We start from the raw sequence: 25,847 nt of genomic DNA, 5'->3' as shown, positions 1-25,847 counted from the left end.
TTTCTTGTGCTTCCCCGGTCCTGTCGACTGCTGGCACTATGCGTGATCCTGGTCCGAATGTTCGCCGACCCTGGGAACCACCTTCTGAACGGCATTCCACGCGCGCTGCAACCGCTCCATCGCCCGATGGGCCGAGGCGAGGGCTTCGGAGGTATCCGCATCGGCCGACGCGTAGATGTCGCGGCGCGGCGTCAGAAAGGTCGCCCGCCACGCCTCGAACGCGCGGATTTCGGCATTGATCTCCGTCTTCAGACGAGCGGCACGGTCCAAGCTCGACCGTTGCGCCGTGTCAAACATCTGCGGCTGCAGCCGAACGCTGCGTTGGTTGAACTTCAGGTGCTCATGGACCTGAGCGGGCGTGAATCGGGAAAAGTCGCTCATGCCATGACGCTCCGAAAGTCGGGGATGTGGTCGGCCGTGAACTCCGGCAGGAGTGCCTCCACGCGGGCGAGCGTGGTCGTGGGCGCAACGCCGTTGGCCCGCAAAATGAGGACGTCGACGCTTTCACCTTCGTGTGCTGCCATGGCAGCCAGCTCGGCCCGCAGCGCCTCCTCATGGCGCTGCGCCCATTCCATCATCGCGCGCGCTTGCAGGCGACGCTCACGAAGTTCTGCATGACGAAGTCCGACGGCCTCAAGTTGGCGCAGCTCATCCACAACGCCGGCGCACTCGGGCTCCAAGATGTCGCGGAGTCGGGCCGCCTCCGCCACGTTCGCTGTGAAGCGGGCCAAATCGAGGGCGTTCTGATTAGCGGCCTCTAGCCACGAGTCCGTGAGCTGGTGGACCATCGAACAGTGGTGCTGCATTTCGTCGACCGCCCGTTGGAGCACCTGCCCTTCACTGGCCGCGGCACGCCATTGGTTGAGGTTGTAGTTGGGGCGTGCAGCGATGGGCGCTTGCTTGCGGTAAACCGGGCTCGGTCCGCGGAGAAGGCGCCGCCCCGTCAAGAAAAGCGCCACGGCAAGCATTGCGAATAAGACGACCAACAGCGGAATGATCAACATGAGGAATCCTGGTCAGTGACGATCGAGGTTGCCGTTCGGATCGAACCCGACCACCCACATGCGTGCATCGACGATGCCGGATGCCCGGCTGGCGAAGTCCTCGGGCTGGATGTAACCGGAGATCACCGCAAGCCGCGTCAGCATGTCGATGTAGCGGTCGTTCATTGATGAGGTGTCGATGCCGGCGCCGAGACTGTTGGGCACAGCCGCCGACCCGCGCTGCTCCAGTGAGGTGTCGGCGACATTCAGCTTGAACGGGTGCAGGGGAGGGATAGGGCCAGTGGTGCGTTGCGCGCCTGAGTTGGCGCGATCGGGGGCGGACTGGTTGAGCATGCCGATGGCCAGGGCATCCGCCTTCCCCGAGTCGTATTGCACGAGCTGTCCCGTCGCATCCCGCACGGCGATGGTTGGGCTCGAGCAGACCGTGAAGTCCTCCCGGGTCGAAGTATGGGCGTCGATCCAGATAAGGACATGACCTTGCCAACAGGGCTCGTTGCGGCCAAAGCGGTCGAACGCCACGGCCGCCCGCGGCCAGCCAATCGAGGGCGAGTATCCCGGCCGCTGCGTGCCGTTGAACAGACCCTCGAAAGACCGGGCGCCTGACGTGCGCACCGCATACATGGGTTCCTCCTGGGCCTGGCCCGGATGCACGACATCGTTGACGCCTTGCTTGGCCGCCGCGGCCATACGGTGAAAAAACCCCGGCTCGGTGGTCTGGGCGTGCGCCCCCGCCACCAGTGCGATGAAGAATAAGCCGGCAATGCCGCCTCGGTGTCCCATACGTCCCCCTGTAGATGACTGCCCTCAGGCCGCTCCCAGCGAGCGGCCGTGCAGCCATGGCCACAATTTAACGTGCTTTACCCAAACATTGGGTAAACACCAAAGGACTTAGTATTTAAGCGGGTCTTTTAGCGTGGCAGGGTCTCCAGTCGTGGACCGTGCATGGCCACCCAGCGTGCCCCAAAAATTAAGCCGTCGTTACGGGCTCGAAAAACCACCTATCTGCCCGAGAGTGCAGCGCTGTGGGCGTCCTTTCGGCATCTGCGCAAGAGCGCCGGATATTCCCAAGAGGCCTTCGGGGAGCGGCTCAAACGCAACCAGAGTTATGTGTCGGCGGCCGAGAACGGGATCATCCGGTTGGACGCCATCCAGATCATGGAATGGGCCGCTGCGGCGGGGTGCACGATGGGCACCTGGCTGGAGGTATTCGAGGGACTGCTTAGGGCCCAGCGGGCTGTGGACAAGCGGACGAAGGCAGGGAACAAGCGCTAGCAACACCCCGACGAGCGTCAAACGGTTTGAGCATCGGACCTTTGCTCGGCGGCTTATCTCCACCTGAGTCGACTGTTAGCATCCATCGATACGGCGTCGCCTCGCCATACATCGAGGAATTTATGCGTTTCACCGCTAACGGCCCATCAATTCCTGACGAGCTGCTACAGGCCCGCGATGCCGGTCAAGTCCTGTTCTTCTGTGGCGCTGGCGTGTCCATGGCTGAGGCGAAGCTTCCGAGCTTTGTAGCGCTCGCCAACCGTGTCGCCAATGCTTTGGGGTCAGCTCAGAACAGCCCCGCACGCCGCTTGCTCCACGCATCGCAACGCGAGTCCGAAGTAGGGAAGCCTGCATCACCAATCCCAGTTGATCGGCTGTTCGGACTGCTTGAACGAGAATTCGAGCCTGCCGACGTCCGGCGCGTTGTAGCCGAGGCACTGAAGCCTACGTCTGACTACGCACTCCATCCGCACGAGTCACTGCTGGCGCTCTCTAAGACGCGCGGTGGAACGACCAGACTGGTCACGACAAACTTCGATCTACTGTTTGAAGAGGCTGACGACAGTGTGGCATCTTGGGCGCCGCCTCATCTGCCCGATCCGCGACGCCCGATCGACTTTCACGGAATCGTCCATTTGCACGGCGTGGTCACTGACGACTACCAGGGCGCGAGGGACGACGAATTCGTTCTTTCAAGTGCTGAATTTGGCCACGCGTATCTATCCGACGGGTGGGCCACGCGTTATATCCAGACGCTATTGACGCACTACATCGTCGTCTTTGTCGGTTATTCGGCCGACGATCCACCGGTGCAGTATCTTCTCGAGGCTCTCGGTCGCCTTAATGCAGGTGAACAGCGAATCTATGCGTTTCACGAAGGATTTCCCGATGAGGCAGAGGCGCAGTGGCGCCACCGCGGCGCAACGCCGATGGCGTTCCAGGGCTTTGAGGCGCTCTGGACGACACTTTCCGCGTGGGCCGACCGCGCCCGGGATATTGACGGGTGGCACGAGCGGTTGATTGAAAGGGCAAACGGTGGTCCCGGCGCAATGGCACCTTACGAGCGCGGGATGGTCGCTCATATCGCATCGTCCGAAGGTGGGGCACGCTACCTGGTTTCGGGCGCACACAAACTCCCTCCTGAGTGGCTGTTCGTATTTGATCCCAATGTGCGTTACGCGACTCCCGCGAGGTTCGCCAACAACCATCCTGGTGAAGAGCACGCGGATCCCTACGACGCGTTCCATTTGGATAGCGATCCCGAGCCGGCTCCCATGGATCCCGACAACTACTACGCTGACCGCCCAGTGCCGAACCAAGCTTGGGATGCCTTCGCACCCACACTCTCTGATCAGCGTTCCTCCGTCTTGGGACACAGCGCCAGGCTCACCTGGTCAGGAGTTCCCGAATTTGCCGAGTTACCACCACGGCTCCGTCTTTTGGCTGCGTGGCTCGAAAGCGTCGCGCACCACCCTGCCGCCGTGTGGTGGGCGGCAGGGTATCCCGCCCTGCATGCCTACGTCCGCACCCGTGTCGAATGGACTCTGACATATCGTCACGAACGGTTCCTACCGGTGGTTCGGGACGCGTGGCGACTCGTGTTGGCTGCACATTCCCCCAGCAACAACCATATTGATACGCGGTATCACGACATAATCGGGCAGGTGAGTCGAGAGGGGTGGAGTGTTCGGCTTCTGCGCACGGCCATCGGACTGTATGAGCCAAGTATTTCCGTGAGCCGAGGATCGCATGCACCATGGTCAACACCGCTTGCCGAATGGGCCGACGGGCGGTTAATCAACGGGTCCGTGGAATATCCTCGACCCTACATTTCGTTCGAATTTCCCCCAGAGCATTTAGCCGAGGCGACCCGTCTATTCCGTGCGTCGATCGAACGCGCAGTGCTGCTCGAGCGCGAAATTACCGATCATCCCTACTTCCACTTTGATACGACGCAGCCCGAAGAGGGCGAAGAGTTAGATGAGAGTGGCTATAAGCTCACCGGGCGGTTAGCCACTTTCACGAAGCTGATGCTACGGCTGGCCCGCCACGACTTCGAGGCGTCACAACACGAGGTTTTGAGCTGGGAGGGACGACCGGACGCCGTTTTTGTGCGATTGCGTATCTGGGCCGCCAGCTGCACCGAATTGACGTCGGTAGAGCGCGCTTGGCTGTTGCTCGCCAATCTAGACTCAGCTACGTTCTGGGTGTCGAACGAGGAGCGCGACGTGCTCTTCGTCATCAGGAATAGGTGGGCTGAGTTTGACGCGGATATGAGACGTTCTGTTGAAGACCGGATCCTCCACGAAGACTTGCCGTGGTTCCAGGAGCGATCGGACAGGGAGGAGGTGATCGCGTATTACCGCCTGAATCGATTGGCATGGCTGCAGCGAGAGGGCATCCAATTTGATCGTGATGTAGCCCCCGAGCTGGCTCGCTTAAAGTTGCTGTGCCCCAAATGGACGGAGGAATCCGTGCAATACACAGCGCGGCCGCGCCATTCAAAAGTTCAGCGGATAGAAAGAAATACCGACGACTCTGTTTTAGATGGTGTTCCTATTGAAGATTTGACGGCCGTTGCTACCACCATCGATGTCGTGGATGTTACCGCTGGTGAACAGCGAGCATCGTTTTCCGGGCTAGCTAAGCGAAGACCCGTGCGGGCGCTCAGGTCGTTGACGTTAGCCGCCAAGAGCGAGCGCGATGCGTCTTCGGCCTGGTCCTCTTTTCTCAGAGCGCAGACCCAGGAGGCGCCAAAAACTCGATTGCTGGGGCAGACGGCGGCTCGCTTGAGTCGTCTTCCTTCGCATTCGCTAGGACTCATTGCGGAGGACGTCGCGGAATGGGCCAGCGCTCACATCACATTTGCAGATAAATGGGCTCCCCGCGCTCTGGAAACCTTCTGGGCGGCGATGATCGGAGCCTTATCGTCACCTGGACGTGTGCCGCGGTTACACGCAGCCGATCATTCTTGGATCGACGATGCAATCAATAGCGCGGCGGGAAAATTCACGGAATTGCTATTCAAAGACAGTCGTTTATCCGCGTCTCAGGCGAACGGCGGGCTGCCACCAGATTGGAAAGTGCGAATGGAACAAATGCTTGCACTGCCAGCTGAGGAGGGGTTACGCGCACTGGCTGTGACGACCCTTCGCCTCACGTGGCTTTTCCGTATTGACCCAGACTGGGTGAAAGAGTCCGTTCTTCCTTTAAGGACGGAGGAGGCCACGGGGAAGTGGCCCTTCTGGTCTGGTTTTTTCACGCGGGCCCTATCGCCGCAACCTGAATTATTTGCGTTGTTAAAGCCGGAATTTCTTATCCTGGCTGCGGACATGGCCTTGCGCGCCAGCTATCGCCGAAACCTTGCCGCAATGCTGTTGATTGCCTGGGGTGACGCGGACGCACGGGTGGGTTCTTGTCATCGCGTTAGCGATGTGGAACTGCGGGAAGCTCTGATTCAAGCGGACGCTCCTTTCCGCCATCACACGCTGTCGAAACTGGGGCGCTGGGCCAACGCTCGTGAGGTGCCGTGGGCGGAGCGCGTCATTCCTTTTCTAAGGCATGTTTGGCCATTACAAAGAGCAATCCGTGGCCCGGCGTCGTCGAGCGCTCTGGTCGCACTGGCGTTCGAGGTGCCCGAGCCACTTTTTTCAGAGGTAGTGCACGCCATCGTTCCACTGGTCGATCAAGTCCCGCCCAGCACCGAAATGGGAACGATCAAGGGTGAGGAGCGTGCCCTTATTGTCGCTGGACATGCTGACGCTTTGCTTGCCTTGTTGTGGAAGGTCCTTAGTGAGGATGCGCTGAGCTGGCCCTATTCAGCACAGGCGTGGCTCGAAGCGCTTCGCGAGAAAGCAGGAGCCCAAGCCGATGCGCGTCTGGCTGAGTTAGTCCGTCGGCGCTATAAGTCGGGGATCAGCTAATTGTGACAGGGGCCTTGCGATTCTCACGGGGATTTTTGCTCGGAATACGTAAGTTCGCTGGTAGCAATACCCATCAATGTTTCCGACGAATCAATCAGCCGGTCCAGCGTCACATTGATCGTCACAACCGCGCGATGGTCACGAATGCGAGCGAATGCACCTGGCGCAACCGGAATATCGACTGTAAGTGCGCTAGCCCCATGCCAATAGGTCACTGCTGCGAATGTTCCACCCATCGTGAGTCGCCCGGATGCTTTTTGAATAGAGAGAGGAATATTCCCATCCAGAGGAAGTGGCTTAATAGACAACATGCGAAGCTCCACATCGTGGAAATCTAAAGGCTGCCCATCTCGGTAAGCGCTTCCCGATGCTTTCACTGACGCGATCTCAAATACCAATTTGGATTGGGACATTCCTTGGCTCCTTGGCAGTTCGGAGTAAAACAGACCTTAAGCTAACCTATCGCTATGCCGCCGCCCGGCGGTTGATCTCGGCAAGTGTGTCCACGATGGTGTTCGCATCGCTGTCGCTGAACGTCCCATCGAGCCCTTCGTGATGCAGGCTGGTGAACGGTGGGTCGTAGAGCTGGCCGGCTTCCATTACCCCGAATCGAGTCAACCGGTCGATGATCAGCTCGACGAAGCGGATTTGCAGGCTGTTGTATCGGTTCGCGTCGAGGAACTGTCCGAACGCTTCCTTGGCCGCATTTCGGTCAAGGCCCACCAGCGATCGAATAAACATCGTCAGCGGCTTCCCATGGCCATAGCAGGACTCGAAGCGCTCCCTGCTCTCCACTGGGTCGGACTCGTAAACGAAGCGCTCCAGTTCGCTCAAGTCGGTGGGGGTTAGCGCCTTGTTGTGCTTGAGTTTCGCGACCGTAATGTGGTCTTCGTTGGCGCGGATGTAGGCCTCAACCTTCTTTTTGTATTGAGCGAGGTTAATGCCTGTGCTGAAATCCTTCAGAACGACCTCGGTGGCCTCTCCGATCTCGTCAGTGAGGACCGTATATACCGGCTCGATGGCTTTGCGCTCAATGAACTGAATTAAGCCCCGCAATTTGCGTCGGGTTTGTTCGATCATCGGCAGCGTGATGTCCTTCCAATACTCCTCCGTTTGAAGGTCTTGGATCAGGGCCAACTCCGCGCGCACGGCGGGGATGGCGTCTTTCCCTTCCAGTTCCGCGGCCAGATCGACGATCTTGTCCCGATTGCTGGTGAAGTCTGACGTCGATCGAATCAAGGCAAGCTGAAGGTTGAGGCACAGCAAGTCGAACAGCTTGGCCGTGATGTGCTCCGGGGCTCGCTCGCTCGGCAGGCCAGCGACGTGCATACGAAGGTCGCCGAGGGCGGAGTCATCCAAGGCCTGCCACGTATCGCGTTCCGCGAATCGGACCACGTGCTCACGCTCGGTCCGCACGATGAAGTTATCCTGATTCATCGCGGCCACCTCGTCATGCAACACGTCCGTGGTTTCGATCCGAAGCGTTATCCAATCCGACTCCGGGCCCCAACTTGACGAGGGCGTGGCCGACGGACGGCCCTCACTGGGCGTGAGCAGCGCAATGAGGTCGAGGCGGGCCTTGAACAGTCGCTTGCCTAAGGGCTCGGGCGCACCACCAACGGCGCCCCGTGGATTCTCATTGAAGTATTCGAAGTTGGCGCAGAAATCGAAGATGTAGAACTCAGTCTTATCGACGCCAGGGCCGAACAGGCTAGGGCAGAGGCGCGTGCCGCGCCCGATCATCTGCAGGAACTTGACCTTGGACCGGACGGCTTTGAAAAAGACCAGGTTCAGGACCTGGGGGACGTCGATTCCGGTGTCGAGCATGTCGACAGAGATGGCAATCTGGGGCAGCCGGCTGACCTTGCTGCTGAAGTCGTCAATCAAGCTCTGTGCGTAGGTCACCGAGTGGGTGATGACCCGAGCAAAATCGCCCTTGTAATGCGGGTAGTGGTGATCAAACCGCTGGGCGATGAAATCGGCGTGGCGTTGATTGACGGCAAAGATGATCGTCTTGCCGAGGGTGTCTCCACCGTCGACCTTGAGGCCGTTGACCATCAGATGCTTGAGCATCTTGTCGACGGTGTCCTCGTTGAACAGCTGCTTATTGACCTCGGAGGCATAGATTTCGGTCGGCGCGCCGTTCTCCTCGGCCTCGCCGGCGCGGTCGCCCCAATCTAAGGAATCCCAATGCTCCTTCTCCGCCTCGCTCAAATCACTGTAGCGGATGCCTTCGCGGACAAACGCGAGCGGCACGGAGTGGGCTTTAGGCGGCACGAGGTAGCCATCTGCCACCGCCTCTTCCAAGCCGTAGGCATCCGTCGGCACGCCGGTCTCCAGCCCGAACAGGTGATACGTGTCGCGGTCGACCTCGTCGCGCGGGGTTGCCGTGAGGCCCACGAGGTAACTGTCGAAGTAGCGAAAGATGGCGCCATACTTTTGATAGACGCTGCGATGTGCTTCGTCGATGATGATGAGATCGAAGTGGCCGACCCCATACTTTCGGCGCTCGCCGTCCATCTGGTCGATGAGCCCCATCATCGTGGGGTAGGTCGATAAATAGACGCGCCCCTGGCCGTTCTTGTCGGTGACGAGATTGACCGGACTTGAGTCGGGCAGATGTTCCTTGAAGGCATTCGTCGCCTGGTTGACCAGGGCGACTCGGTCGGCGAGGAACAGCACGCGTTTGACCCAATTGGCGCGCATTAATAGCTCAACCAGAGCGATGGACATGCGGGTCTTTCCCGTGCCCGTCGCCATCGTGAGCAGGCCCGCCCGGCGCCCGTGAGCCAAGGCTTCTGTCATGGCACGGATGGCACGCTGCTGATACGAGCGCTCAACGATGTCGTTGTTAATCGGTAGCGCGCTGATGTCCGTTTGCAAGGTGCGGCGCTGGATCGCAAGTTCCAGTTCGTCGCGACTGTAGAATCCCTGGACCTCGCGTGGCGGTGCGCGCTGGTCGTCCCACACCCACGTGTGGTTGCCGTTGGTATAGAAGATGAGCGGGCGTTGGCCGGTCATTGCAGCGAGGCAGTCGGCGTAGAGCTTGGCTTGCTGCCGACCGATCTCGGGATCCTTCAGGCTTCGCTTGGCTTCCACAACGGCGAGTGGTTTGCCGCTGGCGCCCCACAGGACGTAGTCGGCGAAGCCCTCACCGCCCTCGTTCGGCATGCCAATGAGGGGCACTTCAATGGACGCGTTGCCCCCGACCGACCATCCGGCTTCGCGCAACAGCACATCGATGAAGAAACGACGCGTATCGGCCTCGTCGTAATCGTGACCGTCCGGCACCTCGATGTTGGCCGCCTTCGCCTGGGCGACCTCGTCGCGCACCGCGGCAAGCTCCGCGTTGACGCGGGCGAGGGTGGCTTCGCGCTCCGCCAAGGTCGCCGACTGGGCGGCGATGGCGGCTTCACGATCTTCCAAAATCGCATGTTGCGCGTCGATCTTCTCTTGGAACTTAGCCTCTTGTTTCTTCAGCTCGTCCTTCGTGAGCGCAATCGCCTCATCCGCGCGCACGAGCTTCGGAACACGACGCTCATCGAAGTCGGCGGTAATGCTCTTGGGGTCGCTGGCCCGTGTGTAGGTGCGCGCCACCCAGAAGAGCACGTGGAAGAGTTCGCGAACCAGCTTCAGTGCATCAAGGTGCCCGATGGGCTGGCTGGTATGCACGGCCTGGTTGCCAAACCGCTGGATCAACCTCATTTTTTGCAAAACCGCGGGAGGCGGTAGTGCTTCAAACTCTCGGTCCGTCAGAAGCGCATTGAGATTGCGGTCATACGGCATGCGCAGATCGCGATCGTTCTCATAGAGCCAATGCACGGCCTGTTCAAGCGCGTGACGCGTGCGCATGCAGCAGGCGCGGGGATCGGAATACACCAGTAGCTCCGCACCCTTGGCCGGGTCGAAGAGCGGCTTGAACTCGGCGTGGAGGAACTGGAAATTCGTCACGGGTCAGAGCATCCCTGCAAAGGCATTCCGAAGCAGTGCCGCGAAAAGGCGTTCACCAGACTGTTCGGCAACTGCAAGCCGTTGTTTCACGCGCTCCACCTCGATCGCTAGTGCAGCCCATTTATTCTGTAGCGCAAGCGGAGGTGCAGGCACGGGTAGTTCGCGAAGAATTGCCAAGTTGATATTTTTTTGAGCAACTTGTGGCGCGCGTTCTTCAAGAATCTTTTTAAGAAAGCTCAGCATCCCCTGCACATACTCTACGTTGCTTCCACTATTCGGTGTAAAGCCAACGACACTGTCAGGGAAGCAGGCATCAAAAGTAAGTATTCCCGTGTCGGCGATGTTGGCGGCAATCGTTATGCAAAGTGTTCCCGCAGGCCACTTCTTGCTCTGCTTTAAGCCAGTCTCGGAGTAGGTAGACGAGAACTTTCGGATGTAGCCGCCAGATCGAGCGACATCGCCTGTTTGTATAAGTGGGTGATTTCCGCCTAGAAGCTCAGGCGCGCCACGGGGGCGGTGCCTTGAGACGCCGCGATCTAGGTCCCCGAGATCAGCGAGCCGTTTCATCGGCCAACGTTTGGGATTCGTGGCGACGTTCCCGAACATATCCAAAAATGCAGACTGGAGTAGCTCATCGAGCTTGGAGATGACTCCGCGGCGCTTCACTCGAATTTCGTCGGCCACGTCAAGAATTGCCGCGATACGCCGCTGCTCGACCAGCGGTGGCACCGGAATTTCCATTCGACGCAACTGATCCAGCGTGATGCCCTTAACTGTCGCGCCCTTTCCTTTAGATACAATGGTCGGTGCGCTCCATGCGAAGAACCACAACAAGTAGCGCGGGTCTATGTTGATCGTCGGAACCGCAGCTTTCAGGTCCTGGTTGATCGCGACATCCACCTCCGTGATCACGGCCTTTCCCAGCGCCATGCGCGTGGGAATTATGACTGTCCCAGCTGGGATCAAGTTTGACGCGCTGTTCGCCAACCCGCCCGACGTGATTGACTCCTGAGTTTTACGCAGAACAAAGCCATCATTTAGATCCTTTACCGTCGCCCACGGTATCGAGCCGCCCCAATACGCGGTATTTTCTCTATCTGGGGTGCCGCCTCCTTTGAACGAAACGGCATCACCCAACGATACGGTTGGGAACGTCACAGGAGTGCCTCAAGGGTCGCCAGCCCTTTCGCGATCTCCGCCTCCAGAGTTTTTAGGTCACCGAGGATGCTTTGTGGTGACGAGTGCTGCGTTTCTTCGTGAATCACAACCTTATAGCGATTAACCGATAGGTCGTAGCCACTACGAGCGATTTCCGATCTGGGAACAAAGAAGCTTTGGTCTGAGCGAGACCGCCCGACATCGTCCCCGCGATTGCGCCAGCGAGCAAGTATGTCAGGCAGATTGTTCGTATTATGAGTTTCCGAACTGAGCGGACTGCGCTTGTCATCAAGCGAGTAGCCATCAGCGTGCATGTCGTAAAACCAGACCTCGTCGGTGCCTCCCGAGTTGGTCTTGGTGAACAACAGGATGGCAGTGGATACGCCCGCGTAGGGACGAAAGACGCCCGAGGGCATGGAGACGACGCCGTCCAGCTTATGGTCTTCCACCAGCAAACGGCGGAGCGCATGATGGGCCTTGGACGAACCGAATAACACCCCATCAGGCACGATCACAGCTGCGCGTCCGCCCGCTTTGAGCAGACGTAAGAACAGTGCAAGGAAGAGCAGCTCAGTCTTCTTGGTTTTAACAATGGCCTGTAGATCCTTGGCCGTGCTCTCGTGATCCAGGCTGCCGGCGAACGGCGGATTGGCCAAGATCAGGCTGAACTGCCCCTCGACACCGGCATGGCCCTCGCTCAACGAGTCGCGATTTTCGATGGCCGGATTTTCGACGCCGTGAAGTAGCATATTCATCGAGCCAACGCGCAGCATCGTGCTGTCGAAATCGAACCCGTGGAAGGTGTCGGCGTTAAAGCGCTTCGCGGACTTCTTATCGGCGTAGATTTCGTCAGGGTGATGTGTGCGGAGGTATTCGCTCGCCGCAACCAGAAAGCCCGCGGTGCCACAGGCAGGATCGCATATCGTGTCCGACGGCTTGGGTGCCATCATGTCCACCATCAGCTTGATGATGTGACGCGGTGTTCTGAACTGGCCGTTTTGGCCCGCGCTCGCGATCTTTCCGAGCATGTATTCGTAGAGATCGCCCTTGGTGTCGCGATCGTCCATCGAGATCGCGTCCAGCATGTCCACGACCTTCGTGAGCAGGGCCGGGGTAGGGATGGTGAACCGGGCATCCTTCATATGGGCGGAATAGGTGGAGTTGCCGCCTTCACCGCCCAAGGTCTTGATGAAGGGGAAGACCTTCTCGGACACCGTCTGGTAGAGGGTGGTTGGGTCGCCCAGTTGGCGGAAGACCGACCAACGCAGATTCTGTTGCTTCGGGCCGAAAATGGGACTGTCTACGGGCTGCTTGAGTCGGTTCGCCTTCCTCTCTTGCACCGCCTGCAGCTCGTCCAACCGCTTGATGAAGAGCAGGTAGGTCATCTGCTCGATGACCTCCATCGGGTTCGAAATGCCACCGCTCCAGAAGGCATTCCAGATTTGATCAATCTGGGATTTGAGTGTGCCGGTCATCACAGGGTAGGGCGTCCTTAAATGCTAAAAATGCGTCCGCCGCGGCGAGTTCCTCTCCGGAGGGCGGCTGGGTTAAATGCTAAGCCATTCGGTCCCGACTTAGGCGGCACCGCAACCGGGTTTCCAGGGAATGGACCCAAGGGCCTGGGAGAAGCCGTAGACGGGCGCGCGACCCGGCGCTGAACCCTTCCTTGTGGACACAACTGCGCTGCGGGCGAGACGAACAGACGGTCGCGGTCGATAAGTCAGTGTCCATACTGTGTCCATGGAATTCAAGACTGAGCTGGTCTCTAGCCAAAAGACCTATAAAATAAGGCCTTGCAGCTGCATTCTGAAACCTACACGCCTACTGGCGCATGAACGGCGTATGCCCCGATGCCGAGGCGATGTCTTCTGCTAAAGCCATGATTTTCCGAAACTTAGGTGCGGTGCGCGCCGCCCGTGGCACGCTGGTCGTACATGATACCGGCTCATGGCGCCGGCTGCCGCTGAGCCGCCGGGGGTCGGCTGTCGTGCAGCGGCTCCGGATGCACGACACTAACGGCTGGAATGTTGTGGAGTGCACGCGTGAATAAGGAAAGTCTGGACCTTGCGCCGCTTGATCGCGCGGTTGGCCGCCTACGGGAGGGCCTGCATCGCTACGAGCAGGATGTGTCGGATGAGCAGATCCGGGACGGTTTGATCCAGCGCTTCGAGTTCACTTACGAGATCAGCCACAAGATGCTCAAGCGCTATATCGAAACGACTTCACCCAGTCCCGCCGGCTTTGACGAGATGACGTTCCAGGACCTTATTCGCACGGGTAACGAGCGCGGCCTGCTGAGAAAGGACTGGCCGGCATGGCGTAACTACCGTGACATGCGCAGCAGGGCAAGCCAAGCGTATGCCGAAAACGTCGCATTGCCGGTCGTGGCGGGGATTCCCGACTTCCTGGACGAGGCCGCGCACTTACTTGCACGGTTGGGCGCGGCCGGATGAGAACGGGACAAGGTTCTGTTACAGCTAGGCGCCGACTAGCGAATTCCCCCGTTGTCTTTCGAGTGGCGGGTTCAACCATGGCATCATCGGCGCAGTAGTACCCCATCCACCGTTCCAGGCAAGGAGACGTGGCATGAACGACACTGCCGGCGCGCGGCGCCGCCTGTTCCTCAAGGGCTCGATAGCGGCGGGTGCCGCCCTGGCCTTACCGATGGCCGGCGCAAGCGCAGCGCCCACGGCTGACCTTCCCCTTTATCCGGGCATGCTCGACTGGAAGCCGGTCAAGGCGACCGACACGCTGTTGCTGACGTACGTGTGGGACTTGTTCCGAGGATTCGAGACGGTAGAAGTCGCATTGGACACCTGGTCCGAGCCACTTAACATGGGCGAGCGAGGGACCTTCCACGTCAGGATCGCCTACACCGGATTCGACAAGCGCTTCGGTCCGACCTTTCGGACTGCGCTGGCCGATGCACGGAAGAACGAACTGGAAGCGATCAACCTGGGCAACGGCGCGACGGGTGGCTTCCTGAAACAGGGCGTAGCGGTCAGCGTGAGGCACATGCTCGCCAGCGCCGACCTGGGACGTGTCGCGAATGCCTGGACTTCATGAATCTTCGTATTCCTGCGCCTGGAATCCTACAACCCGCCTTTCCCGAGCTGATGAAATGCATGGGTGTCGACATGGCGGCCTGCGATTGGCATGCGGCCAGGATCGACGCTTTGATGCCGTGTACGAGATCCCATGACAAGTTCAACCGAAAATAATCCTGTAGTAGCTCGATACCTGGTTAGCTACGACTGGCCGAAGACAGCCGATACACGCAGCATTCTCGAGCGGGTCAAAGCGATAGTGGCGCGATTAGGTTGTACGAAACTCCGCATGGCGGTTTGGCTGCGCGATAAGAAAAAGCACGTCATCAGGGATCTTTTCAAGATCGAAGATTTTTCAATTGTTACGGCAATGGAGACGCTTGACGATCGTGTCCCTGCGCATGGATTCGGTGATCTTTTTTACACCTGCAACGAAACACTGGACATAGCGGTCCTTAGCATTGCCGTTATCGGCCGGGATATCCAGGAAGATTTGCTTGTTGGCATCATCCATGACCTGCATGAAGTGAACGGCCTTGGATACACCATTGGTTTCGACGCCGACCTTGGGACGAAGTCGTTCTACTACGCTCTTGGTATCGCGTTCGGAGAGGTCAGGACGCATTACGAGAACATGCTCGCGAAGGAACTCGGACGGTTTCACTTCCAGAGAACCCGCAAGCATCGAGACGATCGCGCTTACACCCGCGACAAGGTCCGGGGTATCTATCCAATCAATGTCTTGAATGCCCAGCAGACGACAATTCTGCGAAAGATTACCGGTCTGCGAGAAGAGCGGTTCATCCGCCTCGACGACGACAGGCATCTTCTTGTCTTGAGTGACGCAGAGGTCGCAGAGTTCGGTGCGGAGTGCGTGGGATCCGATTTTCTGATTTGATCGTTCGGGCTGCGGCCAGAGTTCGCGAAGAGGAGCTTCCATGAAAGCATTCAAGCCTGGACGGATGCTCCAGCACGGCGCGTGGCTGGCCGGCATCGTGGGCATTGCCATGGCGCATACCGCGTTTGCCGCGGCGACCTCGCAAGACACGAACGCCGCCTACGACGCGCAGGACAGACGCCTCAACGCGGTGTACAGGATGCTCTCGCAGTCGCTCGACGACACAGGCCGCAAAGCGCTGCGCGAAGAGGAGCGCAAGTGGATCACCGGGCGCGACGCCTCATGCAGGATCACCGCAGGCACCGTCGTCAAGAACACCTGCACAACGACGCAGACCAGCTTCCGCGCCGATGAGCTGGAAAAGCGCCTTGCCGCTGGGCCGAAGGACAACAAGGCCGCTCCTCCGCCACCCCTCGCCGGTGACTGGGCCTATCGCAGCGACTGCAACCTCGGCCACTACGCGGAAATCAACATCAAGGACACCTCGCCGGACATCGAAGGCAGCTGGTCCGACGTAACGCGGACGTTGGGCAGCCAGGGCCAGTTCAAGGCCGAATGGCGCGGCGGCAGGTTGTTCCTGCGGTTCTGCTCCGAAGACAGCGCTGACGGTGGCTATCCCGCCTGTCCGGCCTACGGCGATTTCACCGACTACCTCACGGCCGAGGATGGAAAGCTGGCGTGGTATCGCGCTTCTGGCGTGCGTGCCGAAGGAAAGTTCGACAAGTACGTCATCCTCGACCGAAAGCCCGGGCAGGGCAGTGTTCCAATGGATACGCGATGCAAAGACAGCGGTTGACGATTTCCCATCAGACCGCCAACTGCGGCACGTCGACCTTCTTCATCAGCTTCGACGTAAAGTACTTGTCCTGGTAGTACTTGATCTTTTCGCACATCACCGGGTGCGGGATGCCTTCGTAGAAGAACACCTCCTTGTCGGTGCCCAGGGCCTTCAGTTCCTGCGGCAGCATCAGCGCGCGCTTCTCTTCGGTCTTGCTGCGGGTGACGTCGCCGCGCTTGCTCTTGGTGACGTTGGTCTTGCTCACCGTGGTGTAGCCGAGCATTTCGGAGTAGTCGTTCGCGTCCTGCTGTTCGCGCGGGGCGAAGACGATCTGCAGCGCGTGGTTGGTGATCACCGTGCGCGAGACGTCCTTGCCGTAGACCGCGTCGAGTTGGGCCATGCTCTGGATGATCGGTAGCAGGCGGATGTTGTAGCCGGCCATGTACGACACGGCGGAGGCGATGATCTCCACCTTGCCGATCGAGGTGAACTCGTCCATCAGCAGCAGGCACTGGTGCTTCAGCTCGGGGTTGTTCTGCGGCAGCTCCTTGGTGTTGAGGTTGATCAGCTGGCTGAAGAACAGGTTCACGATCAGCCGGCTCTCGGCCAGCTTGTTCGGCTGGATGCCGATGTAGATGGTCATGCGCTTCTTGCGCACGTCGGTGAGCAGGAAATCGTCTTCGCTGGTGGCGGCGTCGAGCACCGGGTTGATCCACGCGTTGAGCGGTTCCTTGAACGTGCCGAGGATGGACGCGAAGGTCTCCGCGGCCTGCGACAGCATGTTCGCGAAGGCGGACTTCGCGTTGGCGCTGAGGAACGGCCGCTGCGACAGCTTCGTGTAAAGCTCGCGCAGGTCGGTGCCATCGCCGGACGAGAGGCGGTAGATCATGCCCAGCGTCGGCTTGTCGCGCAGCACCTCGGGCAGGCCGTTCTTCTCGTCGTGCTCCCACTTTTCGCAGAGATAGAGCGAGAAGGCCATGAAGGCGTTACGCGCCTGGCTGACCCAGAACTTCTGGTCGTCGGACACGTCGGGGTAGAGCATCGAGGCGATGCTCATCAGGTCGGAGACGCGGAATGCCGGGTCTTTCGACACGTAGCTCAGCGGATTCCATCGATGCGTGCGACGGTCTTCCGCGAACGGGTTGAACAGGTAGATCTCCTGTCCCTGGCTTTCACGCCAGCCGCTGGTCAGGTCGAAGTTTTCCTGCTTGATGTCGAGCACCACCACCGATTCCTGGTAGTCGAGCAGGTTCGGGATCACCACGCCGACACCCTTGCCCGAGCGGGTGGGTGCGGCGAGGATCACGAACTGCTGGCCCGGCAGGCGAACCAGGTCGCCGTTGAAGCGGCCGACCAGCACGCCGTTGGGCGCGGGGTCGAGCATCTTCTGCTTGCGCAGGTCGCCGGAGCGGGCGAAGCGGGCGTCGCCGTGCATGGCCTGCTTCTTCTTGCGATAGAGCAGGTAGAGCACGACCAGCCAGGCCACCAGCGGCAGCAGGAAGCCGACGATGCCGGCTGTCTTGATCTTCCACACGTAGGGCTGCACCTGTGGAAGGTCCAGCGCGCGCACGTAGTCGTAGAACGTGTGCCACGTCAGCGGTGCGTCGTGCACGCCGATGAACATGTACGAAAGCCAGCCGGCGAAGTACTCGCCCCCGATGAGCGCGGCCACGAAAAGGCCAGCCGCCCAGTATCCCCTGTTTTTCTGCATGTACCTGAGCCTTGGAAAACGTCTGGAACGATGGAGTGATCAGTGCTTGTACGGAACCATGTCGGCCTGGCCCTTCTTGGAATCCCAGCCGCCGGGGCGCAGCGCCACCGGGCAGACGGTCTGGTACTGCTCGAACGACGCGTAGTCGTCGGCGTCCCAGGGGATCCCGTAGGGATCGACCGGTTCACAGTAGGGGGCATTCATCCAGGCCGCGCCGCCGGTGAACGGCGGCAAGGGCCACCAGCAACGGTCGGGGTTTTTCTGGATGTCCTGTCCGTAGGTGCAGAACAGGAAGGGATCGCTATCGCGGTAGGTGAGGTTCGCCGGCCCCACCTGGGCTAACGTCGGGCCGCACACCAGCAGGCCCAGCAAGAAAATCCTGTTCTTCATCGCAGTTCCTTCGTGGATGGGAAAATCATAAGGGAATCAGGCGTGCCGCGCATGGGGATCGATCCCCGGCTGGGCCGGTGGCGGGGTCTGCATGGCCTGCTGCTGGGCCTGCGCGGCTTGCTGGCGCGCCTGCTCCTGGTTCCATGCCTTGCTGCTTTGCTCCACGGAGGTGTCGACCGCGACCTGCGTGGACACCTCGGCGGTTTTCTTGAACGGCGAGGCGACGTCGCCCTGCACGGCGAAGGCCTTCTCACCGCCGCCGCCCAGCACCACGCTGTCGACCCGCTCGAGGCCGTCGCGGCGGGCGGCCACCGTCACGGCGCCGGCCAGGTTGTCGCTGCGCCCGTCGGGTGTACGGCCGTGCGCGGCATCGAGCTGGTGCACGGCATCACGCGCCTGCTTGAACAGCCCGTTGTCCGGATGCGCGGGGTCGTTGAGCGCCACGGAGGGCGTGTCGTGCTCGAACCATTCCTTGGGGTGGGTGAGCGTGTGCCATGCGCTGGAAGCCTTTTCTTCCACGGCATGGATGCCTTCGCCGATCTCCTCCTTGATATGGTGCACGCCTTCCTTGAGGTGCTCGAAGCCTTCCTTGAGGTGGGCGAAGCCATCCTTCGCCTCGTGCACCACGTTTTCGATCCCGTGCTCCACGGCCAGGATCCCGCCGCCGATGGCTTCGACGGCCTTGTGCTCGAGGTTGTCCTTGAGTTCGCCGATCGCCTTGGGGATCTCCCAGGGCGCGGAGAGGCCGAGGCGGATGTCGGCGACGTCGTTGCGGTAGCGGTCGACCATGCCCTTGTGCGCGTCGTAGCGAGCGACGTTTTCCGGGTCGATGATCGACTTGCCCAGCAACTTGCTGTCGGGCACGAAGTTGTCGATCGCGTGGGCGTCGAAGTTGGTTGCCTTGATCGGGTTGCGCAGGCTGAACAGGCCGCTGTCGTCGCGGTAGCCGGCCTTGGACAGGGTGTCGATGTCCTGCTGGGCCGCGTAGACACGCACCTGGCCGAAATGCGGGCTGGCCGCGCTGACCAGGTCGCCGGCGCGGACATGGTCGATGACGGTGGTGCCGCCCGCGGGCACGCCCTTCAGGCTGGCGGCGCCATAGGCGTTGAAGGTTTCGCCGTGCAGGCCGAACTTCGCCGCGTTGATCTCGGCGAGTGTGCCGCCCAGCGAGTGCCCGGTCACGGAGACGTCGATCGGCTGCGCGGAACGCTCGTTTTCCTTCTGCACCCGGTCGAGCACGCGCTGGGTGAACGCGTTGGAATCGGCGGCCTGCAGGTTCACGCCAGCGAGCACCATCGCGGCATCCACGCCACCGTCCTGGACCGGCTCGCGATCAAACTCGGTGCCACGGTAGGCGATGATCACTTCGTGGGTGTCTTCGCGCTGGTAGGCGGTGGCCTGGAAGCCGGTCACCGGGTTGTTCATGGTGTCGATGGCGCGGTAGGCGATGCCGCCCAGTTCGACTTTCTTATTGAGTTGGGGGTCTTCGTAGGCATCCTGCGCGAGCAGCGCATAGTCCGTCGATTGCAGGGTCACGGATGCTTCTCCTGCGACGTGAGCGAGATGGAGAACACGTCGGAGGCATTCTTGTAGCCCGCCGGGCTCTGCTCGCCGATGTCCACGCGATCGAGGTCGGCATCCTTGTAGGAGCCGTTGGCGAAGTAGCGGGTGACCGTTTTGCCGGCGAGGATGTCGTCCTTGTAGATCGCCGGGCTGAAGTCGACCTTGTGCGCGAACAGGTCGGCGCTGGCGCCGACGATGCTCCAGTGGCACACGCCCATGCCGAAGTAGTCCTCGTCCTGGAGCAGGTCGACGAAGATCTCGCCCTTGTACGTATTGCCGCCCGCCGCGTGCAGTTGCACGGGCACGCGCTTCTCCGGCGGCACGGTGGCGCCGGTGACCTTGGTCAGCGGCACGCAGTTCGCGTTGGCGACCTTGTAGTCGACCGAACCCTCGATGCGATCGAACGGGCCCGGGGCGCCGTCCACCTTCACGGTGATCTCGTAACGCATGCGCGGGTTCGGGTTGAGCTTGACGTCGGGTTTGTTCATGGCGGCACCAAAAGCGGGTAGGGAAAGCGCGAGGAGGGCGGTGACAGTGGCGCCATGCAGGCGCCGTGTTCCGGTTTTCAATGCGTACTCCTTACGGGGCAGGTCACGGACCGTGCGGCTGCTGGGCTTGCTGTTGGGCCGTCTGTTGCTGCTGTGCATGCTGCTGTTGCTGCGCCACCTGCTGGCCTTGCTGGGCCTGCTGGGCCTGGCTGGCCTGGTGCTGCATCGCCGCTTCGCTGCTCTTCTCCACCGGCGTGGCGACGGCCTGCTGCATGTTCACTTCGGCGGCCTGCTTGAACGGCGAGTTGAGGTCGCCCTGCACGGCGTACGCACTGCTCGCGTCCTTGTTGAGCACGACGTGGTCGACGCCGGTCATGCCGTGCTGGCGGGCGGCGAACGTCGCCGCGGCGGCGATCCGGTCGCTGGTGCCATCCGGCGGGCGGCCATGCGCTGCGTCCAGCTTGTGCACCGCTTCGCGAGCCTGGTTGAACATCGTGTGGTCCGGATGCGCCGGGCTATCCATGCGCGGCGTGGCCTTGGCCAGTGCGCCCTGGGTGTCGCGGCCGGCAATGCCGTCCTTCTCCAGGCCGTGGGCTTCCTGGAAGCGCTCGAGGGCCGCCTTGGTGTGGCCGCCGAAATCGCCGTCGGGCTTCAGCGCCTTGCCGTTCTCGTCGCGGTAGCCCAGGTGGTTGAGGCGTTCCTGCAACTCGCGGACGTGGCTGCCTTCGTCACCGTGGCGCAGGGTGGCGCCCTGCGCTCCCGCGGCATGCGTGGTGGCCGCGTGTGCCGCACCAGCGGCGGTGGCGGCTGCGGCTGCATGGGCGGGTGCGGCTGCATGGGCCGGCGTGGTTGCATGGGCCGGAGTAGCTGCATGGGCAGGCGTCGCGGCATTGGCCGGCGTCGCGGCATGGGCGGGCGCCGGCGTGTGTGCGTCGGGCGCGCCAGCCTGGTGGCCGGGAACGCGGAATGACTGCTTGGCGCGGAGGGCGCCTTCGATTTCCATCTTGCCGCCGTTCCAGTAGCCGCCCTGGGTGGCGACGGCGTCGCTGGGGCCCTTGGTGACCTGCGAGCCGATGAAGTGGATGGAGCCGTCCTTGCCATAGCCGCCGAAGATGCCGACGTGCTGGCCGGTGCCGGATTTTTCCTTCCACATGATGACGTCGCCGGGCTGCAGCGAACCCGGGGTCTTCCTGGCTTCGTCGGCCGGGATGACGTCGAAGTGTTCCTTCGCGTACGGCGTGACGTGCTTGCCGTTGAACAGGTCGCTGGTCGCGAACGGCGTGTTGCCGACGTTGTAACCGGCTTCCTTCAGGCCGCGCCAGACGAAGGACGAGCAATCGACGCCTTTGTAGCCGTCGTGGTCGTTGTCCTGCTCGGTGCGGCTGCTGTCGGTATAGCCCGGCTTATTGTCGGTCTTGTTGTGCATGCGCATGTCGGGGCGACCGTATTCGAACTTGTCGTCGCCATCGATGAAGTGGGCGCGTGCGGCGTCGTAGATGTCCTTGCTCATGCGGTGTAACTCCTGTGCGTGGTGTTAGAGGCCGTTGGAATAACTGTCGACGTCGTCGAGGCTGACCCAGCCGGCGGCGCAGGCGGCGTAGTCGCCGCGGGCCGCGTTGCAGGTCGCCTTCGGCTGTGCAGCCTTCCACTGGATCGGGTGGTCGGCGTTGCGGCAGAGGTCCTTGCCCTTGCAGTCGGCGACCGAGGACGTTGCCACGGCGACGATGAAACGCTGGTTGTCCTCGCCCTGGTGGGCACTCGCCGCGACGCAGACGAACTGCCCCTTCTGCAGGTGCGCGGTGACCGCGCCCTTGCCGTTGAGGCCGGCGTGCAGGTCGACGCCGGCCTTGTTGGTAACTGCCCCGTACTCGGCACCCTCGCCGCATCCTGCGACATCCGCGCGCCATCCGTCGGCCTTGCACGAGGCGGCTCCGGTCGAGGTGGTCGTGCAGGTGACGACCGATCCCGGGGTGATCGCTTCGATCTGTTTCTTCACCACGGCCACGGGGACCGGTTCGGCCTGTACGCCAGCCATGGCGAGCAAGCCGAGGGAGAAGACCAGGGAAGTGGCGATGGATTTCATGCGGTGTCCTTATCGGGGCAGGGTGGCCGGGTTCAGGGGCCGTGCGGCTGGGTGGGCTGGGGCTGCGGCGGCTGCTGGGCCTGCAACTGTGCTTGCTGGGCCTGCTGCGTTTGCTGCGACTGCTGTGCGTTCTGCGCGTGCTGTTCGGCCTGGCGCGTGCTCTGTTCCAGCGGGGTGTTCACCGCCTGCTGGGTCTGCACTTCGGCCATCTGCTTGAACGGCGAGTTGAGCTCGCCCTGCACGGCCCAGGCACGCGAACCGTCGTTGCTGAGCGTGACGTGGTCGATGCCGGTCATGCCCTGCGCGCGTGCCGCCGTGGCGAGCGAGCCGGCGAACTGGCTGCTGTACTGGTCCGACGCGCGCCCGGCCTGTGCGTCGAGCTTCTGCACGTTGTCCAGCGCCTGGCGATAGAGCGGGTTGTCCGGATGGCCGGCCTGGTCCATGCGCGGTGCGGCGGCTTCCTTCGACTGCAGCGCGGCGAACGTGGCCTTGCCGGCGATGCCGTCGTCTTTCAGCCCGCGGTCGCGCTGGAACGACTGCAACGCTTCCTTCGTGTGCGCACCGAAGTCACCGTCGGCCTTGATCGGCTTGCCGTTGGCGTCCTTGTAGCCCGCGGCGGCCAGCGATGCCTGCAACGAATGCACGTCGTCGCCGCGGCTGCCTTCGCGCAGCGTGGCCGGGGTGGCGGCGTGCTTCGGCTCGGCGGTGGTGTGCTTCGCGTCCGTGGCGGCGGGCTGGGCCGGCGGGGTCGTCGCCGGCTTGGCGGTGGTGCCCTGCTGCGGCTGGCCCTTTTCCAGTTCCTTCAACGTCGCCGGACCGGCCACGCCGTCGGCCTTCAGGCCGTGGTCGCGCTGGAAGGCTTCGATCGCGCCCTTGGTCTGCGCACCCATGCGGCCGTCTTCGCCAAGCGGCTTGCCGTTGCTGTCGTGGTAGCCCTGCTTGTTGAGCAGTTCCTGCACGTGGCGCACGGACTCACGCGAGTGGCCACCGCCACCGGCGCCACCCGGGATCGGTTCCGGGCCACCGGGCTTATAGCCCTTGTCGAGCGCGGCTTCCCACGCGGCAGCCGCGGTGCGGCGCTCGGGCAGGCCGTTGGTGCCGCCATTGATGTCGACCGCGGCGTCGTGCACGTTCTGCTGGTGGCCATTGGCCTGCACGCGCGAGTTCCAGTAATACACGGCGATCTTCGCCGCGTTTTCCTGGTTGGAGGCGAGCTCGGGATGGTTCACCAGGTCGAGCCCCAGCGCCTTGCCGGCTGCTTCGTAGTTGTCGCGGCCGGTGAGCTGGACGTAGCCACGGCCATGGAAGGTCCAGCCATCGCCGGGTTCCGTATTGCCGAGGTTGCGCTTGCCCCACGCGCCGCCATAGATCTGGTTGGCCACGCCTTCTTCGCCGCCGGCAGCCACGCGATTGGCTTCGGCCAGCGTGTCCATGCCGTTGCGTCCCGGGAACACGGCAAGCAGCCGGTCGCCGGAGTAATTCAGGTTTTCGTTCATGCGGCCAAAGCCACCGCATTCGACCTGCATCTGGCCCATGAAGTTGGCCAGTTCTTTCGGATCGGTGATGCCATGCGCCTGGGCGTAGGTCATCAGGTAATCGGCGTTCTCTTTCGCACTCATGTGTAACTCCTTAATGAGGGGGCAGTCCGTGCTGCTGGATCGTCGGGTCTTTCGGTAGTTTCAGGGTGGCATCGAGGAGGGCGTCGTCGTCGGACTCGGTGATCGCACCGGCCTGGCAACGGGTGTTCTTCACCGGCTTCGCGTCGTCGCCGTGCAGGACGATGATGCCGCCGTCCTGCGCGCCGCGTGAGCCGGAGGTGGCGTACACGACGTACTTGAAGCCTGCGTTGGTGAATGCGAAGGCGTAACCACCGTTGTTGCCGGCGAAGCCGAGGTGGGTACGGGTGAGGCCATCGGCGTTCGCGCCGTCGGCGGGCCAGGTCATGTCAGCCTTGGCGCCGGGCTTGCCGTATGCGTAGTAAAAGCGGTTGTTCGCCGCCGCGCAGACCGAGACCGTCTTGCCACCGCTGGCGAGCGGGCAGGAGAGCACCGGCTTGTCGCCAGCGCCGCACATCGTGGCGGCGGGCGCGGCCAGCGCGGGCGTTGCCGGCAACGCCAGCGCGATCGCGGCAAGTAGCAGGAACTTCGATGTGTGGGTCATGCGTGTTTCCTTCGGCGCAGGGATGTCGTGCGGTCGCGGTCAGCGGGGATGGCCATGCCCTTGCACGGGCGCGGCGGCCTGCTGGGCCTGGTCGTGGTCGTGCTTGGGCGGTTCGGGTTGGGCGGCCTTGGCGTCGTCGGCCTTGTCCAGCGTGGCCATCGCCTTGTCGCTCTGTTCCAGCGGGGTGGCGGCGGCCCTGGCGGTGTCCAGCTCGACGACTTTCTTCAACGGTGAATCCAGGTCGCCCTGCACGGCGTAGACGCGGCTGGCGTCGTCGCTGAGGGTGACGTGGTCGATGTGGTCGAGGCCGTGCTTGCGTGCTTCCACGCTGAGTGCGCCGGCGATGTTCTCGGTTTGCTGGTCGGGCTGGCGATGGTGGCGCGCGTCCAGCTGGCGGACGGCGTCGCGCGTGCTCTCGAACAGCTTGTGCTGCGGGTGGGCCGCGTCGGCCATGTGGTGGCAGTGGTGCCGGCGGTAGCTGCGTTCTTCACGCAGGTCTTCGGCATGTTCCACCGCGGCCATGGCGTCGCGCGTCAGGCCGTGCTCGGTGAGCTCTTCCTTCGCCCGCGGCAGGCGCGAGACCTTGCGCGTGATGGTCGGGCCGGACGCTTCGCGCGCGGCCGCCGTGGCGGCTGCACCGGCGGCGACGGTAGCCGCGGTGGCTGCCACGGTCGTGGCGCGGTCGTGCGACGGCACGGGGGCGTTGAGGTTGCCACCCTCGATCCGTTGCATCACCTCGGGCGAAAGGCGTCGCTGCCAGTCGTTGAAGCGCTGCTGGCGATCGTCCAGGCCGTGCAGCTTGCCGTTGATGGCGCGGGTGCTTTCCTCGACGTTGCCGCGTGCCTGCTCGGGCACGTGCTCGCGCCACAGCCATGCCGCGATGCGGGCGGCGTGGCGCGGTTCCGCGGCGAGGTCGGGCTGGTTTTCGAGGTCGAGGCCCAGCGCGTCGCCGGCGGCACGGTAGTTGTCGCGGCCGACGAGGCGGATGTAGCCGCGGCCGCGGTACTGCCAGCCGTCACCGGGTTCGTGGTTGCCGTGGCGGCCGGCGTACATGAGTTCGGCGAGGCCTTCGGGGCGGCCGGCGAGGGCTTCCTTGCGCGCGGCATCCAGCGCGTCGGGCCCGTTGCGCCAGGCGGCCTGCACGGGCACCTGCGAGATGTTGCGCAGGAAGCGGAAACTTTCTTCGAGGCGGCTGAGGCCGTTGGATTCGTGGGTGACCTGGGCCATGTAATTGGCCAGCTCGCGCGGCTGGGTGATGCCGGCCTTGCGGGCTTCGAGGAGAACTTCGGTTTCACGATCCATGCGGGGCCTCCCTGTGACGTGTCGTGGCGATGGCCAAAACGACACCGAGGCGGCCCGTGGCGGGCTTCCTAGACGGCAGTGCATGCGCGGCCACGAACGCGGCCCGCGCGGGATGTGCA

The 25,847-nt window shown here is 62.1% G+C and carries 22 protein-coding genes; 6 read left to right on the top strand and 16 right to left on the bottom strand.

The annotated features are described in order from the left end of the window. Positions 1 to 36 precede the first annotated feature (36 nt). Genes KPL74_10910 through KPL74_10900 form a run of 3 tightly spaced genes read right to left on the bottom strand, consistent with a single transcriptional unit; the run spans position 37 to position 1,784 of the window. Positions 37 to 381, bottom strand: coding sequence for a hypothetical protein (locus KPL74_10910; protein QWT22485.1), 345 nt, complete (start codon positions 379 to 381; stop codon positions 37 to 39). Continuing rightward, positions 378 to 1,004, bottom strand: coding sequence for a hypothetical protein (locus KPL74_10905; GenBank protein ID QWT22484.1), 627 nt, complete (start codon positions 1,002 to 1,004; stop codon positions 378 to 380). The genes KPL74_10910 and KPL74_10905 overlap by 4 nt, the downstream gene beginning before the upstream one ends. A 12-nt stretch (positions 1,005 to 1,016) precedes the next feature. Beyond that, positions 1,017 to 1,784, bottom strand: coding sequence for a hypothetical protein (locus KPL74_10900; GenBank protein ID QWT22483.1), 768 nt, complete (start codon positions 1,782 to 1,784; stop codon positions 1,017 to 1,019). Between the two features lie 162 nt (positions 1,785 to 1,946). On the opposite strand from KPL74_10900, the gene KPL74_10895 reads away from it, so the two are divergent. Continuing rightward, positions 1,947 to 2,276 carry a helix-turn-helix domain-containing protein gene (locus KPL74_10895; protein ID QWT22482.1) on the top strand — a complete coding sequence of 110 codons (330 nt, stop codon included), beginning with the start codon at positions 1,947 to 1,949 and terminating at the stop codon, positions 2,274 to 2,276. A 122-nt stretch (positions 2,277 to 2,398) separates the two neighbouring features. Further along, the gene (locus KPL74_10890) at positions 2,399 to 6,199 is read left to right on the top strand and encodes an SIR2 family protein (protein ID QWT22481.1); all 3,801 of its coding nucleotides are present in this window, start codon (positions 2,399 to 2,401) and stop codon (positions 6,197 to 6,199) included. A 23-nt stretch (positions 6,200 to 6,222) separates the two neighbouring features. On the opposite strand, the gene KPL74_10885 is transcribed toward KPL74_10890, so the two are convergent. Genes KPL74_10885 through KPL74_10870 form a run of 4 tightly spaced genes read right to left on the bottom strand, consistent with a single transcriptional unit; the run spans position 6,223 to position 12,786 of the window. Beyond that, a complete protein-coding gene (locus KPL74_10885; GenBank protein ID QWT22480.1) occupies positions 6,223 to 6,612 on the bottom strand; it encodes a hypothetical protein in 390 nt (129 codons plus the stop codon). 52 nt (positions 6,613 to 6,664) lie between these two features. Then, on the bottom strand, positions 6,665 to 10,150 hold the full coding sequence (locus tag KPL74_10880; protein ID QWT22479.1) for a DEAD/DEAH box helicase family protein: 3,486 nt from the start codon (positions 10,148 to 10,150) through the stop codon (positions 6,665 to 6,667). A 3-nt stretch (positions 10,151 to 10,153) separates the two neighbouring features. After that, a complete protein-coding gene (locus KPL74_10875; GenBank protein QWT22478.1) occupies positions 10,154 to 11,308 on the bottom strand; it encodes a restriction endonuclease subunit S in 1,155 nt (384 codons plus the stop codon). Continuing rightward, positions 11,305 to 12,786: a type I restriction-modification system subunit M gene (locus KPL74_10870; protein QWT22477.1), complete on the bottom strand. Its 1,482-nt coding sequence runs from the start codon at positions 12,784 to 12,786 to the stop codon at positions 11,305 to 11,307. The genes KPL74_10875 and KPL74_10870 overlap by 4 nt, the downstream gene beginning before the upstream one ends. A 564-nt stretch (positions 12,787 to 13,350) precedes the next feature. Between KPL74_10870 and KPL74_10865 the strand changes: the two genes are divergently transcribed. The 4 genes from KPL74_10865 (at position 13,351) to KPL74_10850 (ending at position 16,049) form a co-directional block, all read left to right on the top strand. Continuing rightward, positions 13,351 to 13,761: a nucleotidyltransferase substrate binding protein gene (locus KPL74_10865; protein ID QWT22476.1), complete on the top strand. Its 411-nt coding sequence runs from the start codon at positions 13,351 to 13,353 to the stop codon at positions 13,759 to 13,761. Between the two features lie 133 nt (positions 13,762 to 13,894). After that, the gene (locus KPL74_10860; protein ID QWT22475.1) at positions 13,895 to 14,374 is read left to right on the top strand and encodes a hypothetical protein; all 480 of its coding nucleotides are present in this window, start codon (positions 13,895 to 13,897) and stop codon (positions 14,372 to 14,374) included. Positions 14,375 to 14,506: 132 nt separating this feature from the next. Then, positions 14,507 to 15,253 carry a hypothetical protein gene (locus tag KPL74_10855; GenBank protein ID QWT22474.1) on the top strand — a complete coding sequence of 249 codons (747 nt, stop codon included), beginning with the start codon at positions 14,507 to 14,509 and terminating at the stop codon, positions 15,251 to 15,253. A 40-nt stretch (positions 15,254 to 15,293) separates the two neighbouring features. Then, a complete protein-coding gene (locus KPL74_10850) occupies positions 15,294 to 16,049 on the top strand; it encodes a DUF1311 domain-containing protein (protein ID QWT22473.1) in 756 nt (251 codons plus the stop codon). A gap of 10 nt (positions 16,050 to 16,059) precedes the next feature. Here KPL74_10850 and KPL74_10845 read toward each other — a convergent pair whose 3' ends face one another. From KPL74_10845 to KPL74_10805, 9 genes are all read right to left on the bottom strand, one after another. After that, positions 16,060 to 17,742, bottom strand: a complete 1,683-nt coding sequence (locus tag KPL74_10845) for a type IV secretory system conjugative DNA transfer family protein (GenBank protein QWT22472.1) — start codon at positions 17,740 to 17,742, stop codon at positions 16,060 to 16,062. A 39-nt stretch (positions 17,743 to 17,781) separates the two neighbouring features. Continuing rightward, complete coding sequence (locus KPL74_10840) at positions 17,782 to 18,132, bottom strand: hypothetical protein (GenBank protein ID QWT22471.1); 351 nt, start codon at positions 18,130 to 18,132, stop codon at positions 17,782 to 17,784. A gap of 36 nt (positions 18,133 to 18,168) precedes the next feature. Then, on the bottom strand, positions 18,169 to 19,668 hold the full coding sequence (locus tag KPL74_10835) for a hypothetical protein (GenBank protein QWT22470.1): 1,500 nt from the start codon (positions 19,666 to 19,668) through the stop codon (positions 18,169 to 18,171). Continuing rightward, entirely contained in the window at positions 19,665 to 20,183 is a 519-nt protein-coding gene (locus KPL74_10830; GenBank protein QWT22469.1) for a hypothetical protein, read from the bottom strand. The genes KPL74_10835 and KPL74_10830 overlap by 4 nt, the downstream gene beginning before the upstream one ends. Before the next feature lie 103 nt (positions 20,184 to 20,286). After that, positions 20,287 to 21,693 (bottom strand): peptidoglycan-binding protein, encoded by a 1,407-nt coding sequence (locus tag KPL74_10825; protein QWT22468.1) that lies wholly within the window; start codon positions 21,691 to 21,693, stop codon positions 20,287 to 20,289. A 24-nt stretch (positions 21,694 to 21,717) separates the two neighbouring features. Further along, positions 21,718 to 22,266: a hypothetical protein gene (locus KPL74_10820; GenBank protein QWT22467.1), complete on the bottom strand. Its 549-nt coding sequence runs from the start codon at positions 22,264 to 22,266 to the stop codon at positions 21,718 to 21,720. A gap of 32 nt (positions 22,267 to 22,298) precedes the next feature. Further along, positions 22,299 to 23,885, bottom strand: a complete 1,587-nt coding sequence (locus tag KPL74_10815) for a peptidoglycan-binding protein (GenBank protein ID QWT22466.1) — start codon at positions 23,883 to 23,885, stop codon at positions 22,299 to 22,301. A gap of 10 nt (positions 23,886 to 23,895) precedes the next feature. Further along, positions 23,896 to 24,426, bottom strand: coding sequence for a hypothetical protein (locus KPL74_10810; GenBank protein QWT22465.1), 531 nt, complete (start codon positions 24,424 to 24,426; stop codon positions 23,896 to 23,898). 39 nt (positions 24,427 to 24,465) lie between these two features. Beyond that, positions 24,466 to 25,728 (bottom strand): hypothetical protein, encoded by a 1,263-nt coding sequence (locus KPL74_10805; protein QWT22464.1) that lies wholly within the window; start codon positions 25,726 to 25,728, stop codon positions 24,466 to 24,468. Between the last annotated feature and the right edge of the window lie 119 nt (positions 25,729 to 25,847).

The organism is Bacillus sp. NP157, assembly GCA_018889975.1.
GTDB lineage: Bacteria > Pseudomonadota > Gammaproteobacteria > Xanthomonadales > Rhodanobacteraceae > Luteibacter.
This window is presented reverse-complemented; position numbering and strand designations above follow the sequence as displayed.

Bases quoted from the DNA above. Each gene is read 5' to 3' on its own strand.
- KPL74_10910 (QWT22485.1), bottom strand. From the start codon at position 381: ATGAGCGACTTTTCCCGATTCACGCCCGCTCAGGTCCATGAGCACCTG.
- KPL74_10905 (QWT22484.1), bottom strand. From the start codon at position 1,004: ATGTTGATCATTCCGCTGTTGGTCGTCTTATTCGCAATGCTTGCCGTG.
- KPL74_10900 (QWT22483.1), bottom strand. From the start codon at position 1,784: ATGGGACACCGAGGCGGCATTGCCGGCTTATTCTTCATCGCACTGGTG.
- KPL74_10895 (QWT22482.1), top strand. From the start codon at position 1,947: ATGGCCACCCAGCGTGCCCCAAAAATTAAGCCGTCGTTACGGGCTCGA.
- KPL74_10890 (QWT22481.1), top strand. From the start codon at position 2,399: ATGCGTTTCACCGCTAACGGCCCATCAATTCCTGACGAGCTGCTACAG.
- KPL74_10885 (QWT22480.1), bottom strand. From the start codon at position 6,612: ATGTCCCAATCCAAATTGGTATTTGAGATCGCGTCAGTGAAAGCATCG.
- KPL74_10860 (QWT22475.1), top strand. From the start codon at position 13,895: ATGAACGACACTGCCGGCGCGCGGCGCCGCCTGTTCCTCAAGGGCTCG.
- KPL74_10855 (QWT22474.1), top strand. From the start codon at position 14,507: ATGACAAGTTCAACCGAAAATAATCCTGTAGTAGCTCGATACCTGGTT.
- KPL74_10850 (QWT22473.1), top strand. From the start codon at position 15,294: ATGAAAGCATTCAAGCCTGGACGGATGCTCCAGCACGGCGCGTGGCTG.
- KPL74_10845 (QWT22472.1), bottom strand. From the start codon at position 17,742: ATGCAGAAAAACAGGGGATACTGGGCGGCTGGCCTTTTCGTGGCCGCG.
- KPL74_10840 (QWT22471.1), bottom strand. From the start codon at position 18,132: ATGAAGAACAGGATTTTCTTGCTGGGCCTGCTGGTGTGCGGCCCGACG.
- KPL74_10830 (QWT22469.1), bottom strand. From the start codon at position 20,183: ATGAACAAACCCGACGTCAAGCTCAACCCGAACCCGCGCATGCGTTAC.
- KPL74_10825 (QWT22468.1), bottom strand. From the start codon at position 21,693: ATGAGCAAGGACATCTACGACGCCGCACGCGCCCACTTCATCGATGGC.
- KPL74_10820 (QWT22467.1), bottom strand. From the start codon at position 22,266: ATGAAATCCATCGCCACTTCCCTGGTCTTCTCCCTCGGCTTGCTCGCC.
- KPL74_10815 (QWT22466.1), bottom strand. From the start codon at position 23,885: ATGAGTGCGAAAGAGAACGCCGATTACCTGATGACCTACGCCCAGGCG.
- KPL74_10810 (QWT22465.1), bottom strand. From the start codon at position 24,426: ATGACCCACACATCGAAGTTCCTGCTACTTGCCGCGATCGCGCTGGCG.
- KPL74_10805 (QWT22464.1), bottom strand. From the start codon at position 25,728: ATGGATCGTGAAACCGAAGTTCTCCTCGAAGCCCGCAAGGCCGGCATC.